The sequence below is a fragment of the Bradyrhizobium sp. CCBAU 51745 genome (assembly GCF_028128715.1).
In the GTDB taxonomy this organism is placed as follows: domain Bacteria; phylum Pseudomonadota; class Alphaproteobacteria; order Rhizobiales; family Xanthobacteraceae; genus Bradyrhizobium; species Bradyrhizobium manausense.
The window spans coordinates 23,894-48,880 of sequence record NZ_LBJP01000093.1 but is presented as its reverse complement, the minus strand read 5'-3'; the positions used below and the strand labels follow the sequence as shown (position 1 = coordinate 48,880).

Genomic DNA, 24,987 nt, shown 5'->3' with positions numbered 1-24,987 from the left:
CGGCATTTCTGATCCGAGCCATGCAGCTGTCGGCGGCCGCTCCGCCAGAGAGCCGATAAGGTCAGCACTTGTCGGCTTGGAACTCTATCCCACGCCCCTGGGTGGCGCTGCTTTGCTAGCAAGCCCCTCCCCTCGCGCAGCAACGCAAAAACTCAGTACGCCGAACCCGCTACTTTCAAACTGCTTTCCGGCACGTGGCAAGGCATTTCAACGCGCAAGGTGTGGCAGATGGTGAGCCAGCGCGGATCTTCGAGGAGTGACCCGCGGGTTTGGCTCCGCGCAACCAGCGCGGCACAGAAGACATTTCTTGGCATGCTGGAGCAGAAAGTTGAAAGACCCGGATGGCCTTAAGAAGGTCCTGTTAATTGATCATAGTGCCGGCCAGTGCCGTTACATCATCGGCTTCAAAGATGGAGATATGAGAACGGCCTATATGTGCGGCGAGCCTGTATATCAAAGTCGCGGCAAGAAAACCTCTTCGTGGTGCGCCTATCACTACCGACAGATGCACACGAGCGCAGCAGAGCAAAGTGAGTGATCGATCGGCAGATTACCCTCGAGCGATATCTATCCTTCGCAACCCATGACAACCATCAAAAGCCGGGTTCTGCCAAGCCCCTGTGATCATAACCTGTACAAGGGGCAACCGAAGCATATCACCGGGACACCGCCACGTCCGGGGTTCCATTGAAGGGCGTCGACGCAGATATAATGTGCGGACCTGATAGGCATGAATAACCAACTGGATTGCTCGACCATGGCCGAGCAACACAATACGTATATTCTCGACAAGACCACAATCCATTTCGACCGGAAGACGCCCAGCTATGCCGTCAGTCGACACATCGAGCGGGCATCTCCTACCTTCGAAAGGCGCTTCGGTGTCCAGAGTGGAGACCGCCGCGAAATTCCTAGCCTCGCCCGAGACATGAAACGCTGCGACACTGGTGGATCTTTTCCGCTTCACGGCGGCAACACAACTCTCGATTATTTCAATCGAAAATCTCCGTATAGCAAGAATACAGCGAGCGCTTACGGAATATCCAGATGCAGCCGAATGCCGCTGGTCGGCCGAACCGATGCGCGCTGGGAAGAAGCACCGGACGGTTATGTGACCAAGCGACGGGGAGGCCGGATCGAGGAAGCGCTGATCGCAGATATCAGGTCACAAACCATTCTAGCGTCCCCCGCGAGATCATTTCACGCGAAGGATTCCGAAGACCGTGCTAGGCGACGTAAAGCTTTTTCGCTGAACCGACTCGCCACGCGACCGAGCTGTCAATCGAGATCCGCAGATAGGAGACAAGCCGTTCGCTCGCGCTACATCGTAGGTGACTCGAGACGGCGCAAAATCTACGCTCTCTCAGAGCCTCCCGCGGCATGGCAAGGACATCATGGTTGCCATGACGATCCCATCCCGATCATATCCAGATACCCGGAGTCGAGAATGCCGCGGATCATAATTATGAATGCCGGTACGCCTCAGATGTCGGGTGCCCATCTAACAAAAGCTCAACTTTCGCTGGCTGCCAACTCGGCATATCGTTCAGCGTGGTTCGCTCAGGAGGGCGACCTTATAGTCTCCCCGGTAGTGATCCCGGCGGATCTGCTATCCTTCATTGGCAGGACGCTCGATTTCAATGTATCAAGTCTTCGCCTGATTGTACCTGCGAGCCGCCAATCGACGATCCTCGATGATTGTACGTTGCTGTCCAAGACTGTTCTCGAGCGAATCAAAAGACATCTTTGTCAAAAATCAGCCTGGCGATTGTATCCCTGCTACTCTACCGAAGGCGTCGCACGGCTGGCGGCCATGCTAGGTATACCGAACACGGGTGACGAGTTCGCTCTGCAGCGTGGGCCTGATCTGTTGAATCGCAAGAGCCACTTCCGCCAATTGGCAACTAGCGTCGCACTTCCGCTCCCTCATGGGGCAGTCGCGACAGACCCACATGGACTATTCGAAGCCGTCACCTCCCTCAAATCCGAGACCGGCAGGGTCATTGTAAAGTTGGATAATGGAGCTGGTGGCGTCGGAAATGTCATCTTGACCAGCAATAAGAGCGATCCGCTGCCTGGAGCCAGGGATACTCGGTGGATCTCGTGGCCGTCGTTTGATCCCGAAGCACTTTGGTCTGAGATGACAACAGCATCGTGTCAGACGCTTGTCGTGGAATCGTACCACTTGGCCCAATCTTTGTTCTATCTCGAGTATGCAATCCAGGATGATGGATCAATCGCTTTTATCAATAGTGGAAGCATACGTCTGCGCAAAAGCACAGACCGATCCGAAAGAGCTCTGATCTGGACCGGGCTTGAGCTTCCCAGCGACCTGGAGAACGGGCAATGGTTGGCTGCCCAGGCGCATGCCTGCCGATTCGTGGCACTAGCGCGCGACCTCGGATATCGCGGAATGATCAACATTGACGCCATTTTCGCTAAAGATGAACGGTTGCTGTTCAATGAAGCGAACGGCCGCTGGGGTGGCGGCTCGGTGTTACACAACATTGCCGTCCGTCTGCTAGGCTTCGACTATTTCGGTTCCAACGTTGTTTTATCAGTGAGAAATGTCCGATCACCATCCTTCCAAGCCGCGCACGATCGTTTCGTCAAAGATGGACTGATATACGACCGCACCCGTAAGGAGGGCGTAATCCCACTTGCCGCCGACGAAGAGGCTGGCACTGTGGAGTGCGTTGTCATTGCGCCCAACAGGCCCGCGGCCCACGATCAGCAACACCGATTGTTGAGGTTCTAGCGAACACGCCGTCAGCCGCTCACTTCGGCGCCGCTGCCAGGGACGGACACACTATCGCGCGCCGCCGTCGACCCCGCGGTTTCGCGCAGCGAGGAAGATGACCACGATCACCGAGTAAGCTTTGGTCGGATGATGTGTCGTGGCCATACATAGATCAATGCTAGCCATCGCTTCCGTCAAGAATTGTCTTAGACTTACGAAGGTCAGTCTGACCACAAGATGGGAAATTATTTAATTCTCCGCAGAGCTCGCTCGCCGCCCGATTCTTGGAGAACCACATCAGGCGTCACCCTAAAGCCGAGCGGTAGAGCTTTCGATGATCCGGCGGTTCGCGCCGCCACGTTTCGAACAGAAGTACACGAGGGATCGGCGCTCCCCGCTCAACACCGGCCTTACCTCATGCCGGACCTTACATGTTGTGACAATCATGGCGCCAAATGGCGGTCGGAATACGTGTTGCTCGTACCGCGTTGGATGTACCACGAATTCGCCACCGTTGAAGTCTCCCGTTAGCTGCACAATCACAGAGTACTCGAAATCCGGATCGCTCTCCGCGTCCAAATGGATGCCGACAAATGACCCCGGCGGCATGCGATGCATTTGGCATCGGCGAACCACGTAATCTGAGGATGCTCCGAATATCTTGCTTAGCGCGAAACTGCGGTCCTTACTTTCGAGTAGCTCCATGATCTGCCGTGCAGCTGTCCCACTCACGTTGCTAGGCGCGCGGCCCGGCGGGTCTACTCTCACGCGCTTGACAAAGACCCTGTGCAAGTCGCCGGCATCTCCCTCCCGCACTTCTTCTTCCGGGATATCAGCTTGCAGCTGATTGATCTTGGCCAAGTCGTCTTGCGTGAACAATATCTGCGGGGCGATCACGACCGTCCCTTTTACTAACAGCTCTACGCGGTACTTTGTCAGAACTTCTTCTGAAAGCAGACGGGATTTACCATTCATTACGCGCGCCATTCGAGCTCACTCCTTTGATTTTCGCCGCATGACTCCGGGTCCTGGTGCATTGACGCAAATGCTTGCTCCCAATGCTCGCCGTCGAACTCAGTTATTCTTATGCGCTCGATGGTCCTTCTATCCAGACATCGAACATTTACGCTGAATCCGGAGGGGCTCGACCTCGGCCTATAGAATGGCTTTACGCCACAAAGCCGGCAAAACGTGTGCCGAGCAATGTTCTTGTTGAACTGGTACGTAGTGAGGAATTCTTCACCGCACTCGATGCGTAGCTTATCGCCAGTTACGAGCAAGTTGACGAATCCAGACATTTGACAAATTGAGCAATTGCATCGAATTGCAGACAGCTCTCGCGGCGCACTGACGTGGAACTTGATGGAGCCACAATGACAGCGCCCATGATGTTGGATCTCGGAGTAATCATCTCCCGTGCGCACGACAATTCCGAGCAGATCGCGGCACCATTGGACACTAAGCTGATAGGCTCGATCGAATTCATCCAAAAATCGATCACTACTCCCGGGCGGCACGAGTTTGCCAATCAGCCGGCCTGTCATTTCTCCGTGGTACTTCTCCGCAGGATCCTCTCCGCCGACATGAACGCGAAAATACTCGAGATCGTCCGGCTGCGCTTTAAAGGTCCTTACCAGAGTGGTCCACAGCGACTGGATCATATCCGCAGCATGGAGTTCAAACGCAACCATGTAGGCGCAACGTACCAGGGCGTCTTTCGATGACAATCCCGCATAGAGAGAATGCAGGTACTGCTTCGTCCTGTCGCTATAGTTGGGCAGTATTGCTCTGCCGAGTAGTTGCGAGGCATCCTTTCTCAAGAGGTTGGAGTGAAAGTATTCCGTCACAAGAATATCGGGTAGCGCTGCCTTACCGCCCTGGAGAATCCGGCCATGGCCACCGGTCTCATCCCAGCAGATAAAATTAGCGACCACGCTGGTCAGTTCAATGTCCCTGGCAATATCCCGATTTTGATGCATTGCATCGAATATGAGATCCCTTTGGGACCCTGCCTGCAGGTATGGGAACGCCTGTGACATCGCCAGATATTCAGGCAGCAGGCTGGCGATTTGATCTTCGGACATCTGCGAGGCGAACGGATGCGGACCGAACAAGGCCTGTGCTTGCTCGGTCAAGTACTCGCACGATATCTTCGGAGGTTGATCCGGTGCAAATTGAGACGCTCGAGATGTCATTTGACTCTTGCAGATGAGAAGCGAACCGGTCGTTGGCGAAGCAACTCCGTATCCAGGTCAACTATTAACCGGCCAGAGTTCTTTGGCTTCGAAGGGCCTATGACTGCGTTCACCTTCCTGGCGAACTTTCGTAGTTTCCTTGGCCGGGGCAGAAAGCGGCATGCTCTGTCCTGCCCATGCACATCGAAGGGAATGCGTTCATTGATGGAGCAGGGAGGATCCGTCGGTATCCGGTCCCCCAGCAATCCGATGCTGCAATGCCAGCCACGGCCGGCATGCGCGTGGAGGCTCATCGTGAATACTTCGCCGCGCACGCCAAGCAAAGGCTAGTGTCCCGTGCGCGAGTGGCGCGCCTGCTCGCTCGGCGAGCTTGCAGCCTTCGTGGTCCGGGCCGAATGAGTCAAGCCCTCGCGGGTGCTGCTGCCATTTCATCAAAGCGCTGTCAGCTTGGTGCAGCATTTGCAAAATCCAATTCGTACCTACCGAGCTCATAAGGCGTGCGGTCTCTGGTGGGGCAGGTTCGCGACTGCCACCTCTTAGGTTACTACTGGCTCACAGCAATCATGATGCCAACTTTTTGAATTACCTTCGTAAGAGTCCGAAGTATACGCTCGTGACCTCTCCCCATTGCAAGTGCATAGCACTTGATCGGCTGCGCACCGCCGTTAGGAGCCAAATAGCGAACCGCCTGTAGCCGTTCTCATGCGTACGGGGCCTGCTGAATCGTGGAGATTGCCTCAAGGGCGCCCGAGATTGGCTTTGCGCCCTAGAGCCAGCGACAGCGCTTTCGGCACGCAGGGGCTTGCGCTAGTATTGTGACGAGGGTCGCTGACGTATTCCGTCTTCGCTTGCGACCGTTACCGGCGAAGCAGTGGCCTTCCACGCCGTCGAACACGACCGAACGGAGGATCTGGAATAAGCGCAAGCCAGTTTGGCCGTATCCCGACAATCCTGTGCGTTTGCAGACATCGACCGCAACCATAACGTGGTCTCCGACCATGCGGCCCCAATTAATCGCGAGATCGACTGATCGCCATAGCAGACTCTATTGGCAGCTGGTCGAGATTCGTAGCTATATGTAGCGCGCTCATCGACACGGGCGCGGCATTGCTAAATTCCTTGGAGCGCAATTGCTAGGATTGCATGGCCTCTCCTGATCGAGCCTCACGAGCAAGTGCCGTAAGATCGGTTTCGAGCTTCGGTTGATGCGAGAAAATTGCGTCCATCAACGCCTGCGCCGGTTGCTCGGCGGACTCAACCAACGCCGCCTTCTCGGCCCGCGCAGAGGGAGCGAACACACGCTTGACGACAGTTGGCGAGCCCTTGAGCCCGCATTTGGAGATGTCTTCGACGCCGGCATCTTGCGCGCTCCATTTCACGATTTGGGCACGCGCGGCACGCAAGGCATCCGGCATCGCACCGCGCCGAATCTGATTCGTCGCCTCAAGCATCGTGATGAGGCAGGGCAATCTGGTGTGCAGAACCTGCACACCACCTTCCGAGCGTCGCTCCGCTTCTATTGTTTGATTGGCGACGTCCAAGGATCTGACCTTCGCAACGTAAGTTAGCTGGCCTACGCCCAGTCGCTTTGCGATGCCGGGACCAACCTGCGCAGTATCTCCGTCGATGGTCTGCTTTCCCGTGAAGATGAGGTTTGTCTGGCCATATTCCTTACCAATTTTACGGATCGCTGTTGCAAGTGCATAGGTTGTGGCCAGCGTATCGGAGCCCGCAAAGCAGCGATCGGTAAGTAGGACGGCGCGATCAGCACCATAGGTCAGAGCCTTTCTCAACGAGTCCTCGGCCGATGGCGGTCCCATGGTAAGCACGGTAATTTCGCCGCCGAACCGATCGCGCAGCTCCAGCGCGGCCTCGAGCGCGAAGAGGTCATATGGGTTGATGATGGTCGGCACTCCCTGACGCATGATTGTATTGGTTACGGGGTGCACGCGGATCTGCGCCGAGTCCGGAACTTGTTTGATGCAGACAACATTATGCAAGGGGTTGCTCCTAAAGTAGCGTCAGCTGCGAAGAGAACAGCAAGTGTTGTACCATCCCCGCCGTTTTGGACTCGGCTTGCGGTCACAAAGGCTCAAACCGGGTAATGCGCCTTCTAGCCTGCTTCCTGACAAACGAATGCCGACACAAGTCAGGGCTCCGACAGCGCTGTTCCTGAGCGCACGCCACGCAAGTGACGGCAGGACGGCTTGCGGGATGATTGTCGCTAGTCACCTGCGCGCATCGGACAGATGGAGGGTCAATAAGCATTTCATTTGCTAATCCGGCTTGATTGAGCATAGGTACGATAGCTCTTACGTCACGAGCAACCGGCGGTTCGCGATTGTATGACCCGCAGTTGAGGCTCTCATGGCGCACGCTCCATCTCTCACTGAACAGATCAGCCCTGCTCGCGGTCGCCGCGCTTGCAGCCAAGTCGGCGCCGCGGAGGGTCCCATTCCCGTCAGATTGCACGAACTGCCTAGGCGGATCGTCTTCACCTATCGATTTGGCGGTAACAGATCAGGCCGATGTAGCCGTTCAGAACCGCTTTATCTCGATTCCGTATTTCCTCAGCGCGTAGCCGACTTGGCGCGGGGTTAGTCCAAGTAGGCGCGCTGCCTTGGCCTGCACCCAGCCAGATTTTTCCATCGCCGCAATGACCCGCTCGCGATCGGCCATCCTCGCACCACTAACGAGAACCGTGCCCGGAGGTGCCTGTGGGGCCAGTTCGCAGCCGGACTGCGGCGGCGGGGTCGTTTCAGCTAGCGGAATGATGGGCTCTGCGGGCGTCGGTTGCATCGGCGCCGCCTGGTCTGCTTTGCCGTACGATGTGCCTTTCCACAGCATCGTGGAACGGCACTGGTCTTGGCTACATGCAAAGTCACTTCTCACAATCGATGATCCGGCACACAGCGTCGCTGTCCGCTCGATACAGTTTTCGAGTTCGCGGACATTTCCCGGAAAGCCACAGCTCATCAGTACTTCGATCGCACTCGCCTCCAGGGTGAGCGCACGGCCGTTCTCGCTGTTGAACTTTCTGAGGAACTCTTTGGCGAGCAGCGGAATATCACTGCGTCTTTCGCGCAGCGGCGGCAACAACAAGGGCACTACGTTAATACGATAATAGAGGTCCGCGCGGAACTCACGCCTTGCCACGGCCTCTTCAAGGTTCCTGTTGGTCGCAGCTATAACTCGAACATCGACCTTAATCGTGTGATTGCTGCCAACGCGCTCGAACTCCTGCTCTTGCAGAACTCGCAGCAACTTCGCCTGGAACGGAGCTGAGATCTCGCCGATCTCGTCGAGAAATAGCGTCCCTTTGTCAGCAAGTTCGAAGCGCCCCTTACGAGAGCTGACAGCACCGGTAAAGGCACCTTTCTCATGGCCAAACAATTCCGATTCCAGGACCGTCTCGGGGAGCGCCGCGCAATTCAGCTTAACGAACGGCCGCTTAGCACGGGACGACGACTCGTGAATGGCCTTGGCTACAAGCTCCTTGCCGGTGCCCGATTCGCCACGCAGCAGAACCGTGCTGTTCGATCTGGCTACAACCGCAACCTTCTCGAGCAGCCCGCTCAGCGCCGGGCTCTCGCCAATGATCGCGTGGGCGTGAAGCTTCTTACGCTCGCGAGCGGGCGGCCCACCGTCGACTATCTGCCTCTCTAGCCGGTCTTTGTCCACTAACAATGGCTCGCGATCGCCGGCTAACAAGCGATGTAATTTCACTGTTTGTCCCACCAGGTTGGCGACCATGGTGAGCAGCCGCGCATCGTACTCGAGCCCGAGACTTGAACTTTCCTTCTGGATACGGTCGATCGTCAGCGTGCCAACGATCCCGGGATCAATGCGAATCGGAACCCCGATGAATGCTACCGGCATACTCTCGGAGGCGCCGAGAACCTCCCGGTCGGCAGCGCTGAAGGCCGGCTCGGCGGCTACGTTCTCGACGACAAGAGGCCTGCCTGTCGTTACAATCTCGTCGATTGCTTTCTGCGGCAGGTAGCTCCGGTAACGTTCGTCGGCACCTTCGGTCGGGCCGGCGCCGACCGTAATTTCTGGCATGCCGTCATCCCTGAACAGTGAGACGATGCCGTGTCGCATCTGCACAAACGATTGCAGAACAGCAAGGACGTTGGCCAAGGTGACTTCGAGCCGACCAGGAGCATTGAGTATGTTTGATATTTCCAAGATGCCGGTCAGCGCGTTCTCATGCGACGGATCCCCCGGGGCCTTGTGCTCCGGCTCCGGTTGCGAGGCAGGTCTTTCGCTCGAGGAAGGAATATGCAGCATGAGCCTGTCTCCGTTGTCCTGATCGTCCTCCCTGGAGCCGTGCCGGGATTGGCGAGCTTCGTTTTGCATGTCACTCTCGATCTAGCGCCAAATGTTGACGAGATGACATCGGACCCTGACACTTTTTGATGGCACGACAGTAAACTTGCAGTGTGCCTTCGATTCATTTTTTGTTGATTGTATGCGCGCCGTCAGCGGAGAACACGAACGCGGTTGCTCCAGTTCAAGTCAGCTTCGCCGCCGCGCGGCCGATTCACAGATGCTGCCCACCATTGATCGGCACCTCAGCACCCGTGACATAACTCGCCGCATCCGAGCACAGGAAGAAGATGACCTTCGCCGTTTCATCCGGGGTCCCCACTCTGCGCAGCGGGATACTGGGAACGAGACGGGCTTCCGTCTCCGACGATAGCATGTCTGTTTTGATTTCGCCGGGCGCGATCGCATTTACGCGAATGCCATGCGGCGCGTAGTCGTGGGCCAGTTCGCGTGTGAGGCTCGCAAGCGCAGCTTTCGAGGTCGCGTAGGCGCTACCGGCGAATGGGTGCACCCGCGAGCCCGCAATTGACGTCACATTCACGATCGATCCTGACGCGGCTCTTAGCTCATCAAACAAACCCTGCGCCAGCAGGATCGGAGCCACCAGATTAAGGTGAAAGACCCTCATCCAGGTATCGATTGACGTGGTCAACGATGTCAGCCGATCGCCAGTGGGCGTTTTCGGCGAGACACCTGCATTATTCACCAGCGCGTGCAAGGGCGCACCGGCCAGGCGCTTCTTGACCTCGGTGATCGCGCGCGACAGCATTCGATGATCGCCGAGGTCAATCTGGAAGTGATCGTCATTCCTAGCCCCCCAGGGGCATCGCTCGCCGTCGAACGGTTGGCGCGCGCAAGAAATGACGCGCCAGCCCGCCTCCGAGAATAGCTTAGCGGTGGCATGGCCAATTCCGCGTGATGCCCCGGTGAGGAACATCGCCTTCGGCTCACCACGATCAACTTGCGCTTTATCGGCCTCAACGAGGCGATCCAAATGTGCTGCGGGCAGCGGGCCTCTGATCAGTTTTTCGTTTGGCAGATCGAGACCCACGGCCGCCTCCTCTACTGTTGCGCCCCGCACCCGTAGCAGGATTTGCGCCGCTGCGATGCACGTAACTCCACTTCCGTTTTGCGTCCTAATGTCGCGCACGCGGAGTGCTTGGCGGATTCAAGACAATGGCGGTGAGCTTTGCAACAGTGACGGTGAATTCGCTACGTAAGTTTGCGAGTACACGCGCCTGCTTCATGAAAGGACGACCAGCCGCGTTCGCCTTCTTGATCGCTCAGCCGTGCGAGCCTGCGGCTCGTCTGCACCTCTCGTCGAAGTCAAAAATCGCTCGGAATAACAGCCACGGCCATTCGCCACTAACTCAAAAACTGACGTACAAGGCTTGCACGTTAGATTCGCCAGGGGTCGATTTTGATCTATCGCACCATGCTCTAAGCGGCACTGGGATCTGGCGGGGCGGGTCGGTTCCAAGCACGAGCTGGCATGCTGCAACGTTCATCCGTGATTGAGCGCCGATTCGCTTCCATGTGTGGCCTACCCGAAACGAAGACGCGCTCCTCTTGATACGCTGAAGCCAGCACTTTAGGGCCGTTGTCGGAGTCGCGACTTCAGCCGAGGCATCCGACCGCCGCTTCGTTCTGTTCGCCGCCGAAAGTTTGCGGCAACTGCAACACGGGAAAAAAATCGTCGCACCGAAAGATCTTTCAGTACTCTTGGATCACAGAGCAGCCGTCAGATCGGTCAAGCGGTTTGCGACCTTCATGAAGCCATGAGCTCTTGCGAGTCCTCCTCAATGAGGATCAACCGGCCCGGATCCTTCAAATCGAATTCTATAACGCGTGGGGCGAAGAGACGCGCATAGCGCGTGAAGGCGCTCGTCGGGGGAAAACGGATCACGGTGTCGCAGCGGGCAAGGAGATACATCTCGGTGAGGGCGGAAAAGCCACCTTCGGCTCCGAGGGCCGGATTGTGCAATGGGCCGGCTTGGCGCGCCTGGAACTGCTTTGGGATCACGAAAACATCAGGGAATTTAGCCGAAACCTGCTCAAGGACGAACGCGCTGTCCGTGCACAAGAACGCCCTTACAGGTTTTGGGTGGGGCAAACCCCTGGCCTTATCAATGGCACTGCAGACCTGCTGCAAGGCGCGCTCCGCGTCAGCCCAGTAAGGAGCATGCCCCATAATATCTTCGCCGTTGCCATGCCGGACATGAATGCCGACGACGCTGTACGGCTCAAAGTGCTCGCGGTAAATAGCATCAATCCGAGCCTGAATTTCAGGTCGCGGCTTGATACTCCGGAAGATTTCTCGTTCCGCCTCCTGATCGCACCGCCACATCAGGCAGGCATCACAGATGACCGTGCTAGCATCGCTATCCTTCTGACTTTGGAACAGTTGATCGAGTTGGTCGCGTTCCCGGAAAATCTGCTCGTCCGGGCGATAGACGCAATCGATAGATGGCTTATTCCACCATGCCGGAAAGAATGGTCCCGGAAACGAACGTTGATTGATGTCGTCATCGCAAATTACCTGCACACCTGCAATGTTATCAACCGGTTCGAAGAAGACTGGAAAGGCATTGGTGAATGGTTCATCAAGATAACAAGATCCCCGCCAATCAATGGCCAGCGTCCGTCCTGTCTGCCTTGCAAAACGCCAGGCTGCCGCCAGTGACCACAGACAGTCGCCGAACCCCGTACGTCGCCGGGACACGACGAACCGATCATTTCTCGAACCGCTACCCATCTGCCTTGCCTTTTCACGCGCTCCTGGTTGGACAAGAGACGTCAATACAGACGTCTCGGGTATCTTCTCGCCCGGCGTCACGGCCTGAAATCGCGGTGCCGACGAGCTGCATCGGTAGAACTTCATAGCAGGGCTATCCGTGATGGGCCGCGTTTTCTCAATACGATCGTCGTTTCTTCGGCGGGGTTGCATCGACCTGCCCGAAGTCCGATGCCCGATGTCCCCTCTGCATCGGATGGCCTGGTCCCCTCACATGCACGCATGGGCGTGGCCATGCTCATGAGTCACGGCTAAGTTCCGCTTGGCACTTTGTCGTGACCGCAACCCCCGCGCAGCGGATGCAGGCGAATGCCCCGAAGCTCCCATACGAGCCGCAATTCCTTCACAAGATCTTCACGCTTGGCCTGGTCCAGCAGGGCTGTGTCGAAAAGCGACCCGAGCGACGCCTCGCCCTCGATTCGCATCAAGATCTCGAAAAGCTCAGGTGAGATACGCATGCTAGAGTGGGCGGAATGTCCGGTGCGGATCTCGCAGATCGTTTCCTGACGATCTGGCGCTATGTGGGAGCGAACACGATGAAGGGATGCATACGGCGGCAATGACGCGCCAAGCGCACTCCAATCCTGCAGTGATGCTGGCCGCTTCCTGACGAGGAACGGCCCAACAACAAGTCCGTCCAGATCAGTCGTCAAAAACGTGGTGATCGCATCTGACACGGACTGCACGATCGGCTCGGCATTGTTGTTAAATGAGGTATTTAGAAGAATCGGAATGCCCGTTCGCTTCTTGAACGCATTAATGACATCCCAGTAGGCGGGGTTTGTCTTGCGCGATACGGTCTGCAGCCGAGCGGTCCCATCAACGTGCGTAATCGCACCGAGCACGTTACGCTTGGCTTCACGCACACGAACCACGAAGTTCATGAAGGGGAGCTGCCGCGTGCCGTCGGGGAGCTCAAAGAACTCGCTCGCGTCCTCCTCTAGTGCAGATGGCGCAAAGGGGCGATAGCCCTCGCGCTTCTTGACCATCGCGTTGATGCGGTCTTTGTTTTCCGCAGGCCGTGGGTCCGCTAGAATGCTGCGGTTACCAAGCGCACGTGGGCCGAACTCAGAGCGACCCTGAACCCAGCCGATTACAGCGCCATTTGCCATCCAGTCTGCCGCACTGGATGCTACGTCATCACTTCGTCGAATGTCGAGGTGGCCTGACCATGCGTTGAGCTCAAGCTCTACGGCTTGCTCGTTCCCGAGATCGGGCCCCCAATAAACGTCCGGTAGTCGCTCGCGCGGCGCTGGCCTGCCTAGCTCGCCTGATAGCATTAATGCGGCGCCGAGCGCGCAACCGGCGTCGTGCGCCGCGGGTTGAACAAAGATGTCGTCAAATAGCCCGGAATAAAGCAGCTTACCGTTCAGCGTGCAATTATGGGCTACCCCGCCAGCTAGGCACAAGCGTGTCATGCCCGTCGCTTCACGATGGTGCCGCAGGGTGTGAAACACGATCCGCTCCAGTGCTTCCTGCAGCGACGCGCTGACATCTCGATGCTGTTGGGTGAACGGCATTCCCCTTCGCCGAACCTGGATGTTGCGCACCAGGGCCGGTCCGATTCGATCCAGGTGAACGCGATAGCCACCGCTGTCCAACAACTCGTAGAACTGCCCGAAGAGTTCGCGATAGCGATCGGGATCACCATACGGTGCAAGCCCCATCACTTTGTACTCGTCGAACATCCCGTAGCCGAGATATCGGATCGTCTCGAGATAGAACAGCCCAAGGGAGTTGTGTTCCGGGAAACTTACAAGCTCCGCAATTTCGGTGCCGGACCCTACCGCCATTAAGCCTGAGAGAAAATCGCCCCCGCCGTCGATCGCAAAGACCAGACTTTGCTCGAACCCGGACATGGCAAACGCGCTCACGGCATGAGCTTCGTGGTGATTCACGAAGGAAACCCGGGACGGATCGATCTCGGCCCCGAATTCCCGTGCCAACAGCTGCCGCAGCAACAGTTTGGGGTCCAACGGAACGGGCTGAGAAACAGAAAGGCGCTCGAGCATGGCTTTGCAGTAAGCTTCAGTCGCGTAGAACGCGATACGATCGATGTCGCCGAGCTCTACTCCTGCGGTAGAAAGGCAGTATCGGATCGAATTGCTGGGGAACTTGTTGGAGTGCTTGACGCGGTTGAGGCGCTCCTCTTCGACAGCAGCAATTACGCGGCCGTCCCGCACAAGTACCGCAGCGCCATCGTGAAGAAATGTATTCGGTAGCTCCGGAGAGCTTTCATAGATACTGTCAAGGCCGCCACTCAGTCCTAGGCACAACATCCCGTTCTCCTGTTGGTCATGACGGGAAGGCCATGCCCTCCCACCGATCTAATCTGTACAGTCACGCGCAGCCGGTACGCGTGCCAGACAGCACAACACGACTTTGCACGGCCCGTCTCGGCCCGTGGCGACAGGCGCTCAGAAATAAGGGTGCTGGCGTCCGACACCGATGGACCGAACAGGCGGCCCTAGAGCTGGCTCGATCGCGGCCTCTCAAGGCCGTTGCACAAGTTACTGTGACAGACCAGGTCACTCGCGAGCTACCGCGGAACGCATCATGACACTGCATCGCTTTGACTTTCTCCGTTTCGCTGAACTCACGTCAACGCAGCAGGCGGCGCCGAAATAACGCGATCGACGCGAAAAAGGGCAAGACCGCGTAAACGCAGAGCGCACCTACGTGTAGGGCGGCACTGTCGGCGCCGCGCTCAAGCATCACTGGGCGAATAAGGTCGACCGAATGTGCGAGCGGCAACAAGCCGGCAAAGTGCTGAAATGAGTCAGGCATTTGGCTCGTCGGAAAGACCGCGCCACACAAGAACACCATGGGCGTAAGGACAAGCGACTGATAAAACACGAAGTAATCGTAAGTTGGCGCAAGAGATATGACGACCATTGCCAGGCTGGCGAAGACAAGGCCCGTAAGGGCGATTGTCGGTATCGCACAAAGAACCGACGTCCAGGATGCATAACCCAGGGTGGCCGCGACAATCCCGATTGCTGTCCCGGCTAGAACGGATTTACTGGCCGCCCACACCAACTCACCTAAAACGATATCGCCAAGCGTGAGCTGTGTGAACAGAATTCCCTCCCAGGTGCGCTTGACATCCATCCGAGCAAAGGCTGCGTACAGAGTTTCAAAGGTCGCGGATGTCATAGCGCTGATCGCGACCATACCCGCCGCCAAAAATGCAATGTACGAAGTCCCCTCAACCCGTCCCACAATGAGTCCGAGCCCAAAGCCAAGGCCAAACAGATTGGTTATGGGATCTGCGAGGTTGCCGAGAAGTGATGCAAGCGCGACTTTCCTCCATGCCAAATAATTTCGACGCCATACCGCGGTCCAATTGTATGCATTAGCCGGCATGACCGACGCATAACCATCATCCATCGCTCATTTCTCCATCTCGCGCCCGGTCAACCGCAAAAACACATCTTCGAGATTCGGCGGGCGCTGCAGAACGCGAAGGTCCGCTCGCCCGCGCAGGTGCACGCTGATTTCCTCCGGACATAGCACGTAACAAAAAAGCGTCTCTCCACTTACTTCGATATGCCGCGCATACGGCCTGATCAGCTCTCGGATTTGATCTAGGTCACCGCCATAGATCTCGATCACGTTGCAGCCGATATGCTCGTCGATCAAGGCGTCTGGCTTGCCTTCGGCGATTTTGCATCCACTCTCAAGCACGCATAGCCGATCGCAGAGGCGTTCGGCCTCTTCCATGAAGTGAGTGGTCAAGAGGATCGTCTTGCCGAGCGCAAGAAGAGCCCGCAGGCGTTCCCAGATCAGGTGGCGAGCATGCGGATCGAGCCCCGTAGTAGGCTCGTCCATCACGAGTAGATGTGGATCATTGATCAGAGCGCGCGCCAGCGTCAGCCGCCGCTTCATACCACCGGACAAAAGGGAGACGCGCACGTCCGCCTTACTTTCAAGCCGCGCAAACTCAAGCAACGAGGGCACAACCGCTTCGATCTTGCGAGCGCTCATGCCGAAGTAGCGGCCAAACACAAGCAGGTTCTCCCGCACGGTGAACTCGGGCTCAAGGTTATCGAACTGCGGCACCACGCCTACGCGCACACGCGCCGCACGAGCGCGGGAAGGCACAGGCTCATCGAGGACCGTAATCTTGCCTCGATCGGGGGAAATCATGCCGAGGAGCATGCGCGCAATCGTACTTTTGCCAGCTCCATTTGGCCCAAGCAGCCCGAAGCACTCTCCGCGCGCAACCGAGAACGACAGGTCATTGACGATAACCTTGTCCCCAAATGACTTTCTCACGCCGACAAGGTCGATCGCCATATTGGACATGTTCATCTTAGGCTGACAGAAGTCGTTCCGTGGGCGATGGCTTCTCGATGACCGTTTTGCTCCAGAGCATGCCCTCGCACCACACATGCTCGACGCGCCCCCATTGGCATGCCGCCGCAGCATCGGGAAAGAATCCGCGTCCATGGAGGTTGGCGCTCGTGTTGCAGAGCAGCGGAATGCCGGTGAGTTGCTCAAATTCGACGAGAAGCGCAGCAACTTTGTGAGGAGAGTTGCGGGAAATTGTCTGCAGCCGCGCCGAGCCGTCGAGATGTACCACTGCCGGGATCTTGTCGCGCCAATTCGCTCGGGTCTGGTGATCGAACAGCATGTAAGGATCTGGCGTGCCCGGGCTGAAGATCTCCGGCGCGCGATCTTCCAGACAGATCGGCGCCACCGGCCGGAAGTGCTCGCGCCGTTTGATGTCGTTGAGATGATCCTTCATTTCCGGGCACGTTGGGGCCGCAAGAATGCTTCTACCGCCCAACGCCCGCGGCCCAAGCTCGGCACGCCCGGAAAGAAAGATGACGGGCTTGTTGTCAGCAAGAATCGAGGCAAGTTCACCCAGGCTGCAAGGTGCGGCTTCCCAGTCTGGCGGAAGCTCGCTCTCCCGCAGGGCGGGGCCACCGTAAACTGACCATTCCAATGGCCTGAAGCCATCTTGCGCTGCCATAGCGCCGCACGCCGCGCCGATTGCCGAACCACTGTCATTTGGAAACGGCGGCACCCAGACATCATCGAATAATCCGGTCGCGCGAAGCGCGCTGTTCCATTTGATGTTGAGGCCGCAACCTCCGGCGATGCATAGATTTCGCGCTCCCGGAAGCGACGAGTGCCGTAGCAGAACCATCGCGATCTCTTTAACGAGAAGACGTTCCAGAAACACATGAAACGACGCAAGGACGTCCTCCGCACGCTTAGCCGTCAGGCGCAATGCGCTTGACTCGAAGAAGTCGTGAATAGCTGCAAGAGACGCTTCCGCATTGTTGATGTTTTCGCGGTAGCGACGAGCCTCCTCCGTGTCAGCCGCTAAGCGCGTTTCATAAAGCTCCTGGAACACTCCCACGATGCTTTCATCCACGGAACCAAGCGCGATGTAGGCCATCAGCTTGCCAGCAATGCCCAAATCCCAGCTGGAGCGGTTCGGCTGCCGGTATGGCCCGAAGTGAAGGCCCGCGGCGGCATAGGCATGGCCAATCATCGGAAACAGCGATCCGATGAGCCGCGCCCCCTCGGGTTCGACATAATAAAGGCGTGGAAAGATACAACCGTCCCATACCAGACACAACGCGGGTTTCCCCGCACTGGCGAAGGGACTAGTGCTATATGCCGACGCGACGTGGCCCGTGACGTGCGGGTAGCTCTTATATGCAAACTCCTCGCCTCCGAGGATGAGGCCAAAGCCGTCGACGGAATCAAGGAGGCCCTCAGCATGACGCTCGACATATGGCGCACCTTTTAGCGCGACCGGCACCGCTCCGCTGAGGAGCTGGAACCGCGATTCATTCTCCCCGTCCCAGCCATCAATCACGAACTGATCGATGTCCCGCGGATCCAAGCCGTGCTCCGCCAAGGCGACCACCACTGCATCGAGATTGTCGACGGACTGATAGCGTGGACTGTTGCCGCGCTTCTCTTGCTCGACACAAAAAAGAAGCCGACCGTCCTCAACGACAGCGATTGCTCCATCATGTGTCAACTTTATTCCGCAGATGCGCATACGTCCTCCTGGCCTAATGACCACCGTTTGATTGCTCTGACGAGTCACTCGGCTTCCGAAACCGAACGATCAAACAGTCTTCGTTCGCCGACCCGGTGCAGCAGTGCCAACGTTCGACCTCCGACAAGCTCTCCTTGAAGAGAGCGATCACCGTTTCGGCACCAGCAGCATGCCCCCAGCGTCGACATATTTCATCACGCGCAGACCCGAAAATGAGAGTGCCACTTGGCGCAAGCATACTCACCAGGTTGCGGATAGCCGCGTGCATCTCGACCACGTCCTTGAGGTAATAAAGAACCTCGGCCACGACAATCAAATCGAATTGCTCTGTGGCCAAGAACCGCTGAATGTCGCATGTGACCCAAGTAATATGTGACCGCTTCCCGGTCCGCAGTCGCGCTCGCTCGATTGCCTGCGGCATGACATCCACGACCGTAAGTCGCCCGCATAGCGGCGCCAGCATCTCCGTGAATGCACCGACTGCACATCCGACCTCGAGGGCAGACTCCGCATCTCCGTTGCAACGCGACATCCGGAGCATTTGCGCGTATCGCTCCTGCTCGAACGCACTAGTGTCGAGGCGCCATGGGTCGTCGACAGCCAACTCTCGCTCTAATAGCTGATGGTTTGCGTTCTGAGTCATGAGCCGACCGCTTATTTGTAGACAGTCGAACGATCGCGACCGGAAACACTCTCCGTCGCCGCCGGGCTCGATCGAGGCTGCGATAACGCCGCCTTACCAATAGGAACAGGCGCCCCCCCTACAGCAGCCGCACTTCGTCCGGCATTAGGGTGCAGGATGACACGCTGTTTCTCCTCTTCCGCCGGCACATCGGTGACTTTTCGCGAAAGCCAATCGCTATTGCTCAATGTACAAAGCGCATAGGCCTTCAAAGGCAGTAAGAGAAAGATATTGATCGGTGTGTGGAGCGAGAAACCGATAAATCTCAGCTCGCGAGCACGAAGCGCTGCCACACTGCACCGCACCATAGTCATTACAGCAATTGTCAATCCCGTCCACCAGGGTATAGAGCCGTCGATCAGGAGCTGTGCGAGCGCAGCAAGTGATGAGATGGCGAGGAGCAATGGGCCGAGATTTTGCCCGACAACGTCTAGCGTCAAATAACCGTCGAGCTCCGGCAGCAGGCGCATAGCAAGAAACGTATCTCGAAAGGTACTGCGCGCCCAGCGGAGTTGCTGTCGTAGATATGGCCGAAGACTGTGCGGGACGACTGTGGCCGCTATGGCATCCGGAACGTATTCGGTTCGAAACCCGGCCTTGAGCATGAGTATCGTTAGGTGGCGGTCCTCGCCGAAATCGCTCGGCTTGCCACGAAAGAATTGGGCTTCATATTGATCGAGAAGCAAGGAGAGTGCGGAACGCCGATACATGGCACATGGGCCGCAGCAACACATGACGGCACCAAAGCGCGCCTGTGCCGCGCGCTCTTCATTGCACGCGAGCCAATATTCCATGTCGATCAGCCTGGTCAGCCAGGTCTGGTTGCGATTGCTTGCTATCAGCTGACCCATGGCCGCACCGATCCCCGGGTCATGCATCTTCAATACCAGCTTCGTGACGACGTCGTCTGCAAGTATCGTATCGGAATCGACGTTGAGAACCAGATCACCGGATGAGCTGCGTATTGCCGCGATCTGCGCCTTTCGCTTTCCCACGTTGTTTGCCAACAAGATGATGCTGAATCTCGGATCGCTCGCATATATCTGGTGAACAGGAGCGACAACGTCGCGGTTTGCCGATCCGTCATCGACTACATAGACCTGTATCTTTCCGGCGTAGTCTTGACTGGCAATCGACTCCAGACATTCGGCGAGTGTGTTTGGATCCTCGTTGAAGCACGGCACGATCACGTCCACATCAGGAAGGACCACCTCGGCTTGTCCAAGGTTGTCCAACGATGCGTTGATCGACGGCTGGGCATAAAGCGCTTGCACGCTCTTATAGATGGTCGAGAGGAGCGCATAAGATGAAACGGCGGCAGCACTGGTTGTCGCGAGCAGGTCCATGGGGTGTCGTTTTTTTCAGTGGAGTTGAGGGAGTGGACGGATTACAAACCCGCGCCGTTGTAGTGCGGGAATCAGATATGCCAGCGCCGTCTTGGTCTGATCGCGCAGCGTGGCAACACCGCACAGTCTCTCCTCATCGGGAGGATATCCGTCGTGCAGGAGCACAATCGCACCCGGGCGAACGTTCGCCAGCACCGAATTCACAATTGTATCAACCCCGGGGCGGGACCAATCTCTAGGGTCGACCGACCAGTGCAGAGCCGTGAGACCGGCGCTCGCCGCCATTGCAAGCGCCTCTTGCGTCCATATGCCGTAAGGCGCTCGCATATGCCTGGGCGAGGCCTGCGGACACGCCAGGCGAATTGCCTCGTTCGCCGTCAGCACCTCCTCGTGTAGCTCCGCAGGACCGCATCTGGATAGATCAGGATGGGTCATCGTATGGTTCGCAACCTCATGCCCTTCCGCAATCATTTGTCGGATGAGTTCAGGATGCTCCGTCGCGTACGTCCCGATGACGAAGAATGTCGCCGGGACCCGATGTTGCGCCAGCACATCGAGCACCTCTGGGGTACAAAATGGATTTGGCCCATCGTCAAAGGTCAAATAAACAGCTCGACCTCCGCCCGCGTCAGCGTAGTCGCAGCGAACAATAGATAGGGTGGAACGCTCTGTCACAACTCAGGGCCGTTCCGATCGATGACAGTCCCGGCCGGCCATTCGCTTATCGAGCGTCCGACCGGAAACACCACGACGATCACGTCTTCGACGCGCGTCGGCGATAAATTTGGATAGACCTCCGGCAGGGTGGAGCGGACGCGAATGCCATGCATCAGGGTAGCGAGCCCCTGCCTTTCGACCAGTCGGGTCAAATGTTTTTCAAGCGCCGAGCGAACCGCGCCGAAGCCGAATGGAACGCCCAGCTCCTGCAGTGCGGGATACATCACGCGCATTGCGTGGCTTATCCCGTGCCCCTCGAGATCCGGGCGCACCGCATACAACCCCATTTCAGCCACAAGGAGATCGACTTCACCGACTTTGATGAAGCGGCGCAGTAGCCCGATGTGAGCGGCTACCCCGCGCGCGTCGTGGCCAATTACGCGGAGCTCGGGTCTTGCTCCAGCCCAACTTCGGCTCCCCTCAAACGGCTGCGCATTGAACGCCCCCGTCGGTCCGTAACTCTTGCGGAAGAACTCCGCGAGCCCGGCATGATCGGCGAGCTGCAATTCACTTTCCCAACGAAGGCTCCACTGCACTTGGGCGCGCGCAGAAGGCACTTCCGCAGTCGGGGACACGGCAATGTTCATGGCGAGCTTCCTTGCGCCAGTGGAATTAGAGGGGATGGTCACTTGACTTCGCTATTCGCCGAACCGCCGATGAAGGCTGAGATGCGCCGCCATATTCTGTCGGAGTTCGGCATTGCTCGCCTGCTCCGCACCGCCGGCCTCTGCGCGACGGAGCGATCGTTTGATTGCACCCTCGTCCGGTTAATGCCGAGCGCGCGATAAATCGGAAGGTGCCGACGAGGCGGTTGGACTAGCGAGAACCTGTCTGCACCAGCGAGCTTTTGCGCCTGCTGTCGCATCGCCCTCCGACGCATTGACGTCTGAAGGCTGGCCAGCGGCGCCCAAGCCTCATCGATGGCGCATCGGTGCGGCATCGGATCAAACTGGGTCTTACACATCTTAGACACACCCCGCATGCACTGGACAGGCGCGCCATTTGAACGGCGCCTGGAGTACTTGGCATCCGCAACCTGCGTCTGCCGCTATTCCTCGACACTAGAATGAGGTTGAACGCGCGCTCAATTGTACGCGGGTAAACGTCAAATATGGAAACGGATGAAATCCGCATACCAACGTTTATCGGCACGCGCTTGGCGTTCGAACGGGCGAGCTTAAGAAGAAGCAACAATGCGCGCCGATGGCGCGCTCGCACGTCTGGGAGCTCTTCTCTTAGCTCACGTGAACGACCGGAAACCATCGTGACGCGCCCAATTACTTTTGCAAACCTCAGTTTGCTATCCAACTTCCCGCCATCTGGTAAAATCGATTGTTTCGATGCAACGCATCCACGCGATGGATAGACTGACAACATGCGGTTCAAGGGACTTGATCTAAATCTTCTCGTTGCGCTCGACGCCGTGATGACGGAACGCAACCTCACAGCGGCGGCTCGTAAAATTAACCTGAGTCAGCCGGCCATGAGCGCTGCGATCGCACGGCTGCGCACCTACTTCCGCGATGAACTATTTACTATGAGAGGTCGCGAGCTCGTCCCGACCCCTGGCGCGGAGGCGCTTGCAGGCCCGGTTCGCGAGGCCCTGCTGCACATCCAACTCTCGATCATATCACGGGACGCGTTCGACCCGGCTCAGTCGAGCCGACGCTTCAGGATCATTCTCTCAGATTTCATGACGATCGTTTTCTTCCGCAGAATTGTGGACCGCATGGCACAAGAAGCTCCCGCGGTGCGCTTCGAACTGCTGCCATTTTCCGATGAACCGGATGAGCTGCTGCGGCGGGGCGAGGTCGACTTTATCATTCTGCCGGAATTGTTCATGTCGAGCGCGCACCCTAAGGCGACGCTGTTCGACGAGACCCTGGTATGCGTGGGATGCCGCACGAACAAGCAGCTCTCCCGGCAGCTTACGTTCGAGAAATACATCTCGATGGGGCACGTCACTGCCAAGTTCGGACGGGCCCTAAGACCGAACCTCGAAGAATGGTTTTTGCTTGAGCACGGTCTGAGGAGACGAATCGAAGTCGTTGTGCAGGGCTTTAGCCTCATTCCGCCCATATTGTTAGACACGAGCCGCCTCGGCACGATGCCCTTACGACTGGCCAGACACTTCGAAAAGCGAATGCCACTGCGGATCATCGAACCGCCTCTCCCCCTCCCCACATTCACAGAGGCCGTGCAGTGGCCGTCGTTCCACAATACCGACCCGGCGAGCATCTGGATGCGGCGGATATTGCTCGAGGAGGCATCCAACATGGCATCTGGGGAGCAAACGCCTCCGGCTCGCAGGCGCTGTTAGGCTTACCGCAAGTTACGCCCTGAACATCCTAGGCACGCTATTGACCTTTCGACGTGCCCGGTCCCTCTCCTCACTTCAGGGTCCTTTGGGGAGAAACTGCCACAGATCTCGTCAACGCGGCGATCGCTTGCGACTACTTCCCCGGTGGGTGGTGTGGTGACCTTGAACCTGTGGTTTGATGCGCTTGCGCCGCATTCAGGCTATGTCAGCCACTGTCGCGACAGAACATGCCTATAGTACAAATGTTCAGCTTCGCCAATAAAATGGCTTGAATCGCACATTGCGTCAGGTTGTAGGTTCGCGGTCGTGACTAACGCTGTACGACGCAGCATTCTATAGGGCGCTTTGGCGAGCTCACGGACTGCGGGCTGATCTGCCATTAGCGAACTGACCGGACTCAGCTGCGGTGTCGGACGGAAACCAGCGAGGCCAATCAGCTGGCGGGCCCCTGACGCTTACGCCGCTGCCGATTGGCTTACCGCTTGCTCTCGCCATTCTTGCGGTCATTTCGAGAGCTTCCTTTCGCGATGGCCGCATTGAGCGATGTCAACTCGGGCGAGCCAAGACGATTGCCCCAGAGGCAGCCGCCACCGCCTGCTTTTGCGCAGCAGTAACGTTTGTGCCGGATAGGAATAGATGCGTTTCAAAGGTCTGGATCTAAACCTTCTCGTCGCGCTGGATGCTTTAATAGCTGAGCGCAACCTCTCCTCAGCAGCACGCAAGATCAATCTCAGCCAGCCGGCCATGAGCGCGGCCGTTGCCCGGCTGCGCTCCTATTTCGGTGATGAGCTGTTTGGAATGAGGGGGCGCGAACTTGTCTTGAGCTCACGCGCTCAAGGACTGGCGGCCCCTGTGCGCGAGGCTCTAATGCACATTGAACTCTCGATTATGGCGCGGGATGCGTTCGACCCAGCTCGATTGAACCGCCGATTCAAGATCGCCCTTTCTGATTTTATGACAGTTGTATTCTTCCGAAATGTCGTAGAACGCGTCACGCGAGAAGCCCCCACCGTCAGCTTCCAACTGGAGGCGCCGACCGATGAGCACGAGGAGCTCCTCCGCCGCGGCGAAATCGATTTTGTTATCTTGCCAGATCTTTTCATGTCCAGCACGCACCCTAGAGCGGCCCTATTCGAGGAGAGACTCGTCTGCGTGGGCTGCTGCACCAACAGGGAATTACCACGCCGGCTTACATTCGATCGATATATGTCGATGGGTCACGTTGCCGTTAAGCACGGAGGTGCGCCCCAGACGCCAGTTGAGCAGTCAATTTTAATCGATCACGCCCCCACTCGGCGCACCGACATTCTCGTGCAGAGCTTCAGTATGATCCCGCCCCTCCTGGTTGGGACGAACCGCATAGGCACGATGCCGTTAGGACTCGCGAGGCACTTCCAAAGAACGATGCCCCTTCAGATCGTCGAGCTTCCACATCCATTTCCCGCCTTCACGGAGGCGGTCCAATGGCCCGCACTTCACAACAGCGCCCCGGAAAGTCTTTGGATGAGGGACATATTGTTGCAGGAGGCCACTCGCATGGCAACTACACAAGAGCCCCCTGTCACCAGCATCTCGGAAGAAGCAGACACCGCGGGACATCTCGTACGATCTGTCTCCCCTTTGCCGTAAGCCTGTCAGCGACGTCTACGGTCCTCGCATTCCAACACTTGTCTCAACACACAATTCAGCCTCGCCTGGCTTACTCTCATCGTCGGAGGATAGAGATCCTCGCGACCCACCGGCTCGTAGGACGTTATGTAGTTCCTCGCATCGTCGCCTTAGGCGCGGCGGCCGAGCGGCAAACTGACGAGCTGATTTTAGCGACGGGGACGGGGACGA

The 24,987-nt window shown here is 57.5% G+C and carries 18 protein-coding genes; 4 read left to right on the top strand and 14 right to left on the bottom strand.

What is annotated here, in order from left to right; translation table 11 throughout:
* Positions 1–328: 328 nt before the first annotated feature.
* Positions 329–538: a hypothetical protein gene (locus XH98_RS36635; RefSeq protein WP_271621439.1), complete on the top strand. Its 210-nt coding sequence runs from the start codon at positions 329–331 to the stop codon at positions 536–538.
* A 909-nt stretch (positions 539–1,447) separates the two neighbouring features.
* Positions 1,448–2,758 carry a peptide ligase PGM1-related protein gene (locus XH98_RS36630; protein ID WP_271621438.1) on the top strand — a complete coding sequence of 437 codons (1,311 nt, stop codon included), beginning with the start codon at positions 1,448–1,450 and terminating at the stop codon, positions 2,756–2,758.
* A gap of 291 nt (positions 2,759–3,049) precedes the next feature.
* Here the strand turns inward: XH98_RS36630 and XH98_RS36625 are convergent, their stop codons facing one another.
* The 14 genes from XH98_RS36625 to XH98_RS36560 form a co-directional block, all read right to left on the bottom strand.
* Entirely contained in the window at positions 3,050–3,727 is a 678-nt protein-coding gene (locus tag XH98_RS36625; RefSeq protein WP_271621437.1) for a 2OG-Fe(II) oxygenase, read from the bottom strand.
* Positions 3,715–4,875 (bottom strand): GFA family protein, encoded by a 1,161-nt coding sequence (locus tag XH98_RS36620; RefSeq protein WP_271621436.1) that lies wholly within the window; start codon positions 4,873–4,875, stop codon positions 3,715–3,717. The genes XH98_RS36625 and XH98_RS36620 overlap by 13 nt, the downstream gene beginning before the upstream one ends.
* A 1,193-nt stretch (positions 4,876–6,068) precedes the next feature.
* Positions 6,069–6,935: an electron transfer flavoprotein subunit beta/FixA family protein gene (locus XH98_RS36615; protein ID WP_271621435.1), complete on the bottom strand. Its 867-nt coding sequence runs from the start codon at positions 6,933–6,935 to the stop codon at positions 6,069–6,071.
* 538 nt (positions 6,936–7,473) lie between these two features.
* Positions 7,474–9,294, bottom strand: coding sequence for a nif-specific transcriptional activator NifA (nifA, locus tag XH98_RS36610; protein WP_271621434.1), 1,821 nt, complete (start codon positions 9,292–9,294; stop codon positions 7,474–7,476).
* Between the two features lie 184 nt (positions 9,295–9,478).
* Positions 9,479–10,315, bottom strand: coding sequence for an SDR family NAD(P)-dependent oxidoreductase (locus XH98_RS36605; RefSeq protein WP_271621433.1), 837 nt, complete (start codon positions 10,313–10,315; stop codon positions 9,479–9,481).
* Between the two features lie 717 nt (positions 10,316–11,032).
* Positions 11,033–12,145, bottom strand: coding sequence for a nodulation protein NodZ (locus XH98_RS36600; protein ID WP_271621432.1), 1,113 nt, complete (start codon positions 12,143–12,145; stop codon positions 11,033–11,035).
* Positions 12,146–12,309: 164 nt separating this feature from the next.
* Positions 12,310–14,337 (bottom strand): carbamoyltransferase family protein, encoded by a 2,028-nt coding sequence (locus XH98_RS36595; RefSeq protein WP_271621431.1) that lies wholly within the window; start codon positions 14,335–14,337, stop codon positions 12,310–12,312.
* 322 nt (positions 14,338–14,659) lie between these two features.
* Positions 14,660–15,448: an ABC transporter permease gene (locus tag XH98_RS36590; protein ID WP_271621430.1), complete on the bottom strand. Its 789-nt coding sequence runs from the start codon at positions 15,446–15,448 to the stop codon at positions 14,660–14,662.
* Positions 15,449–15,451: 3 nt separating this feature from the next.
* Complete coding sequence (nodI, locus tag XH98_RS36585; protein ID WP_271621429.1) at positions 15,452–16,372, bottom strand: nodulation factor ABC transporter ATP-binding protein NodI; 921 nt, start codon at positions 16,370–16,372, stop codon at positions 15,452–15,454.
* Position 16,373: 1 nt separating this feature from the next.
* On the bottom strand, positions 16,374–18,083 hold the full coding sequence (nodU, locus tag XH98_RS36580; protein WP_271621428.1) for a nodulation protein NodU: 1,710 nt from the start codon (positions 18,081–18,083) through the stop codon (positions 16,374–16,376).
* A gap of 13 nt (positions 18,084–18,096) precedes the next feature.
* Positions 18,097–18,726, bottom strand: coding sequence for a nodulation methyltransferase NodS (gene nodS, locus XH98_RS36575; RefSeq protein WP_271621427.1), 630 nt, complete (start codon positions 18,724–18,726; stop codon positions 18,097–18,099).
* Between the two features lie 11 nt (positions 18,727–18,737).
* Positions 18,738–20,111, bottom strand: a complete 1,374-nt coding sequence (gene nodC, locus XH98_RS36570; protein WP_271621426.1) for a chitooligosaccharide synthase NodC — start codon at positions 20,109–20,111, stop codon at positions 18,738–18,740.
* 15 nt (positions 20,112–20,126) lie between these two features.
* Entirely contained in the window at positions 20,127–20,786 is a 660-nt protein-coding gene (gene nodB / locus XH98_RS36565; protein WP_271621425.1) for a chitooligosaccharide deacetylase NodB, read from the bottom strand.
* Entirely contained in the window at positions 20,783–21,415 is a 633-nt protein-coding gene (locus XH98_RS36560) for a NodA family N-acyltransferase (RefSeq protein ID WP_271621424.1), read from the bottom strand. Before XH98_RS36560 ends, nodB begins: the two co-directional genes overlap by 4 nt.
* Before the next feature lie 788 nt (positions 21,416–22,203).
* On the opposite strand from XH98_RS36560, the gene nodD1 reads away from it, so the two are divergent.
* Both nodD1 and nodD2 read left to right on the top strand, forming a co-directional pair.
* Positions 22,204–23,148: a transcriptional regulator NodD1 gene (gene nodD1 / locus XH98_RS36555; protein ID WP_271621423.1), complete on the top strand. Its 945-nt coding sequence runs from the start codon at positions 22,204–22,206 to the stop codon at positions 23,146–23,148.
* A 636-nt stretch (positions 23,149–23,784) separates the two neighbouring features.
* Positions 23,785–24,777 (top strand): transcriptional regulator NodD2, encoded by a 993-nt coding sequence (nodD2, locus tag XH98_RS36550; protein WP_271621422.1) that lies wholly within the window; start codon positions 23,785–23,787, stop codon positions 24,775–24,777.
* Positions 24,778–24,987: the final 210 nt, after the last annotated feature.

Excerpts from the sequence above, each read along its gene's own strand:
- XH98_RS36630 (WP_271621438.1), top strand. The coding sequence starts at position 1,448 with ATGCCGCGGATCATAATTATGAATGCCGGTACGCCTCAGATGTCGGGT.
- XH98_RS36625 (WP_271621437.1), bottom strand. The coding sequence starts at position 3,727 with ATGGCGCGCGTAATGAATGGTAAATCCCGTCTGCTTTCAGAAGAAGTT.
- nifA (WP_271621434.1), bottom strand. The coding sequence starts at position 9,294 with ATGCAAAACGAAGCTCGCCAATCCCGGCACGGCTCCAGGGAGGACGAT.
- XH98_RS36600 (WP_271621432.1), bottom strand. The coding sequence starts at position 12,145 with ATGAAGTTCTACCGATGCAGCTCGTCGGCACCGCGATTTCAGGCCGTG.
- XH98_RS36595 (WP_271621431.1), bottom strand. The coding sequence starts at position 14,337 with ATGTTGTGCCTAGGACTGAGTGGCGGCCTTGACAGTATCTATGAAAGC.
- XH98_RS36590 (WP_271621430.1), bottom strand. The coding sequence starts at position 15,448 with ATGGATGATGGTTATGCGTCGGTCATGCCGGCTAATGCATACAATTGG.
- nodI (WP_271621429.1), bottom strand. The coding sequence starts at position 16,372 with ATGAACATGTCCAATATGGCGATCGACCTTGTCGGCGTGAGAAAGTCA.
- nodU (WP_271621428.1), bottom strand. The coding sequence starts at position 18,083 with ATGCGCATCTGCGGAATAAAGTTGACACATGATGGAGCAATCGCTGTC.
- nodS (WP_271621427.1), bottom strand. The coding sequence starts at position 18,726 with ATGACTCAGAACGCAAACCATCAGCTATTAGAGCGAGAGTTGGCTGTC.
- nodC (WP_271621426.1), bottom strand. The coding sequence starts at position 20,111 with ATGGACCTGCTCGCGACAACCAGTGCTGCCGCCGTTTCATCTTATGCG.
- XH98_RS36560 (WP_271621424.1), bottom strand. The coding sequence starts at position 21,415 with ATGAACATTGCCGTGTCCCCGACTGCGGAAGTGCCTTCTGCGCGCGCC.
- nodD1 (WP_271621423.1), top strand. The coding sequence starts at position 22,204 with ATGCGGTTCAAGGGACTTGATCTAAATCTTCTCGTTGCGCTCGACGCC.
- nodD2 (WP_271621422.1), top strand. The coding sequence starts at position 23,785 with ATGCGTTTCAAAGGTCTGGATCTAAACCTTCTCGTCGCGCTGGATGCT.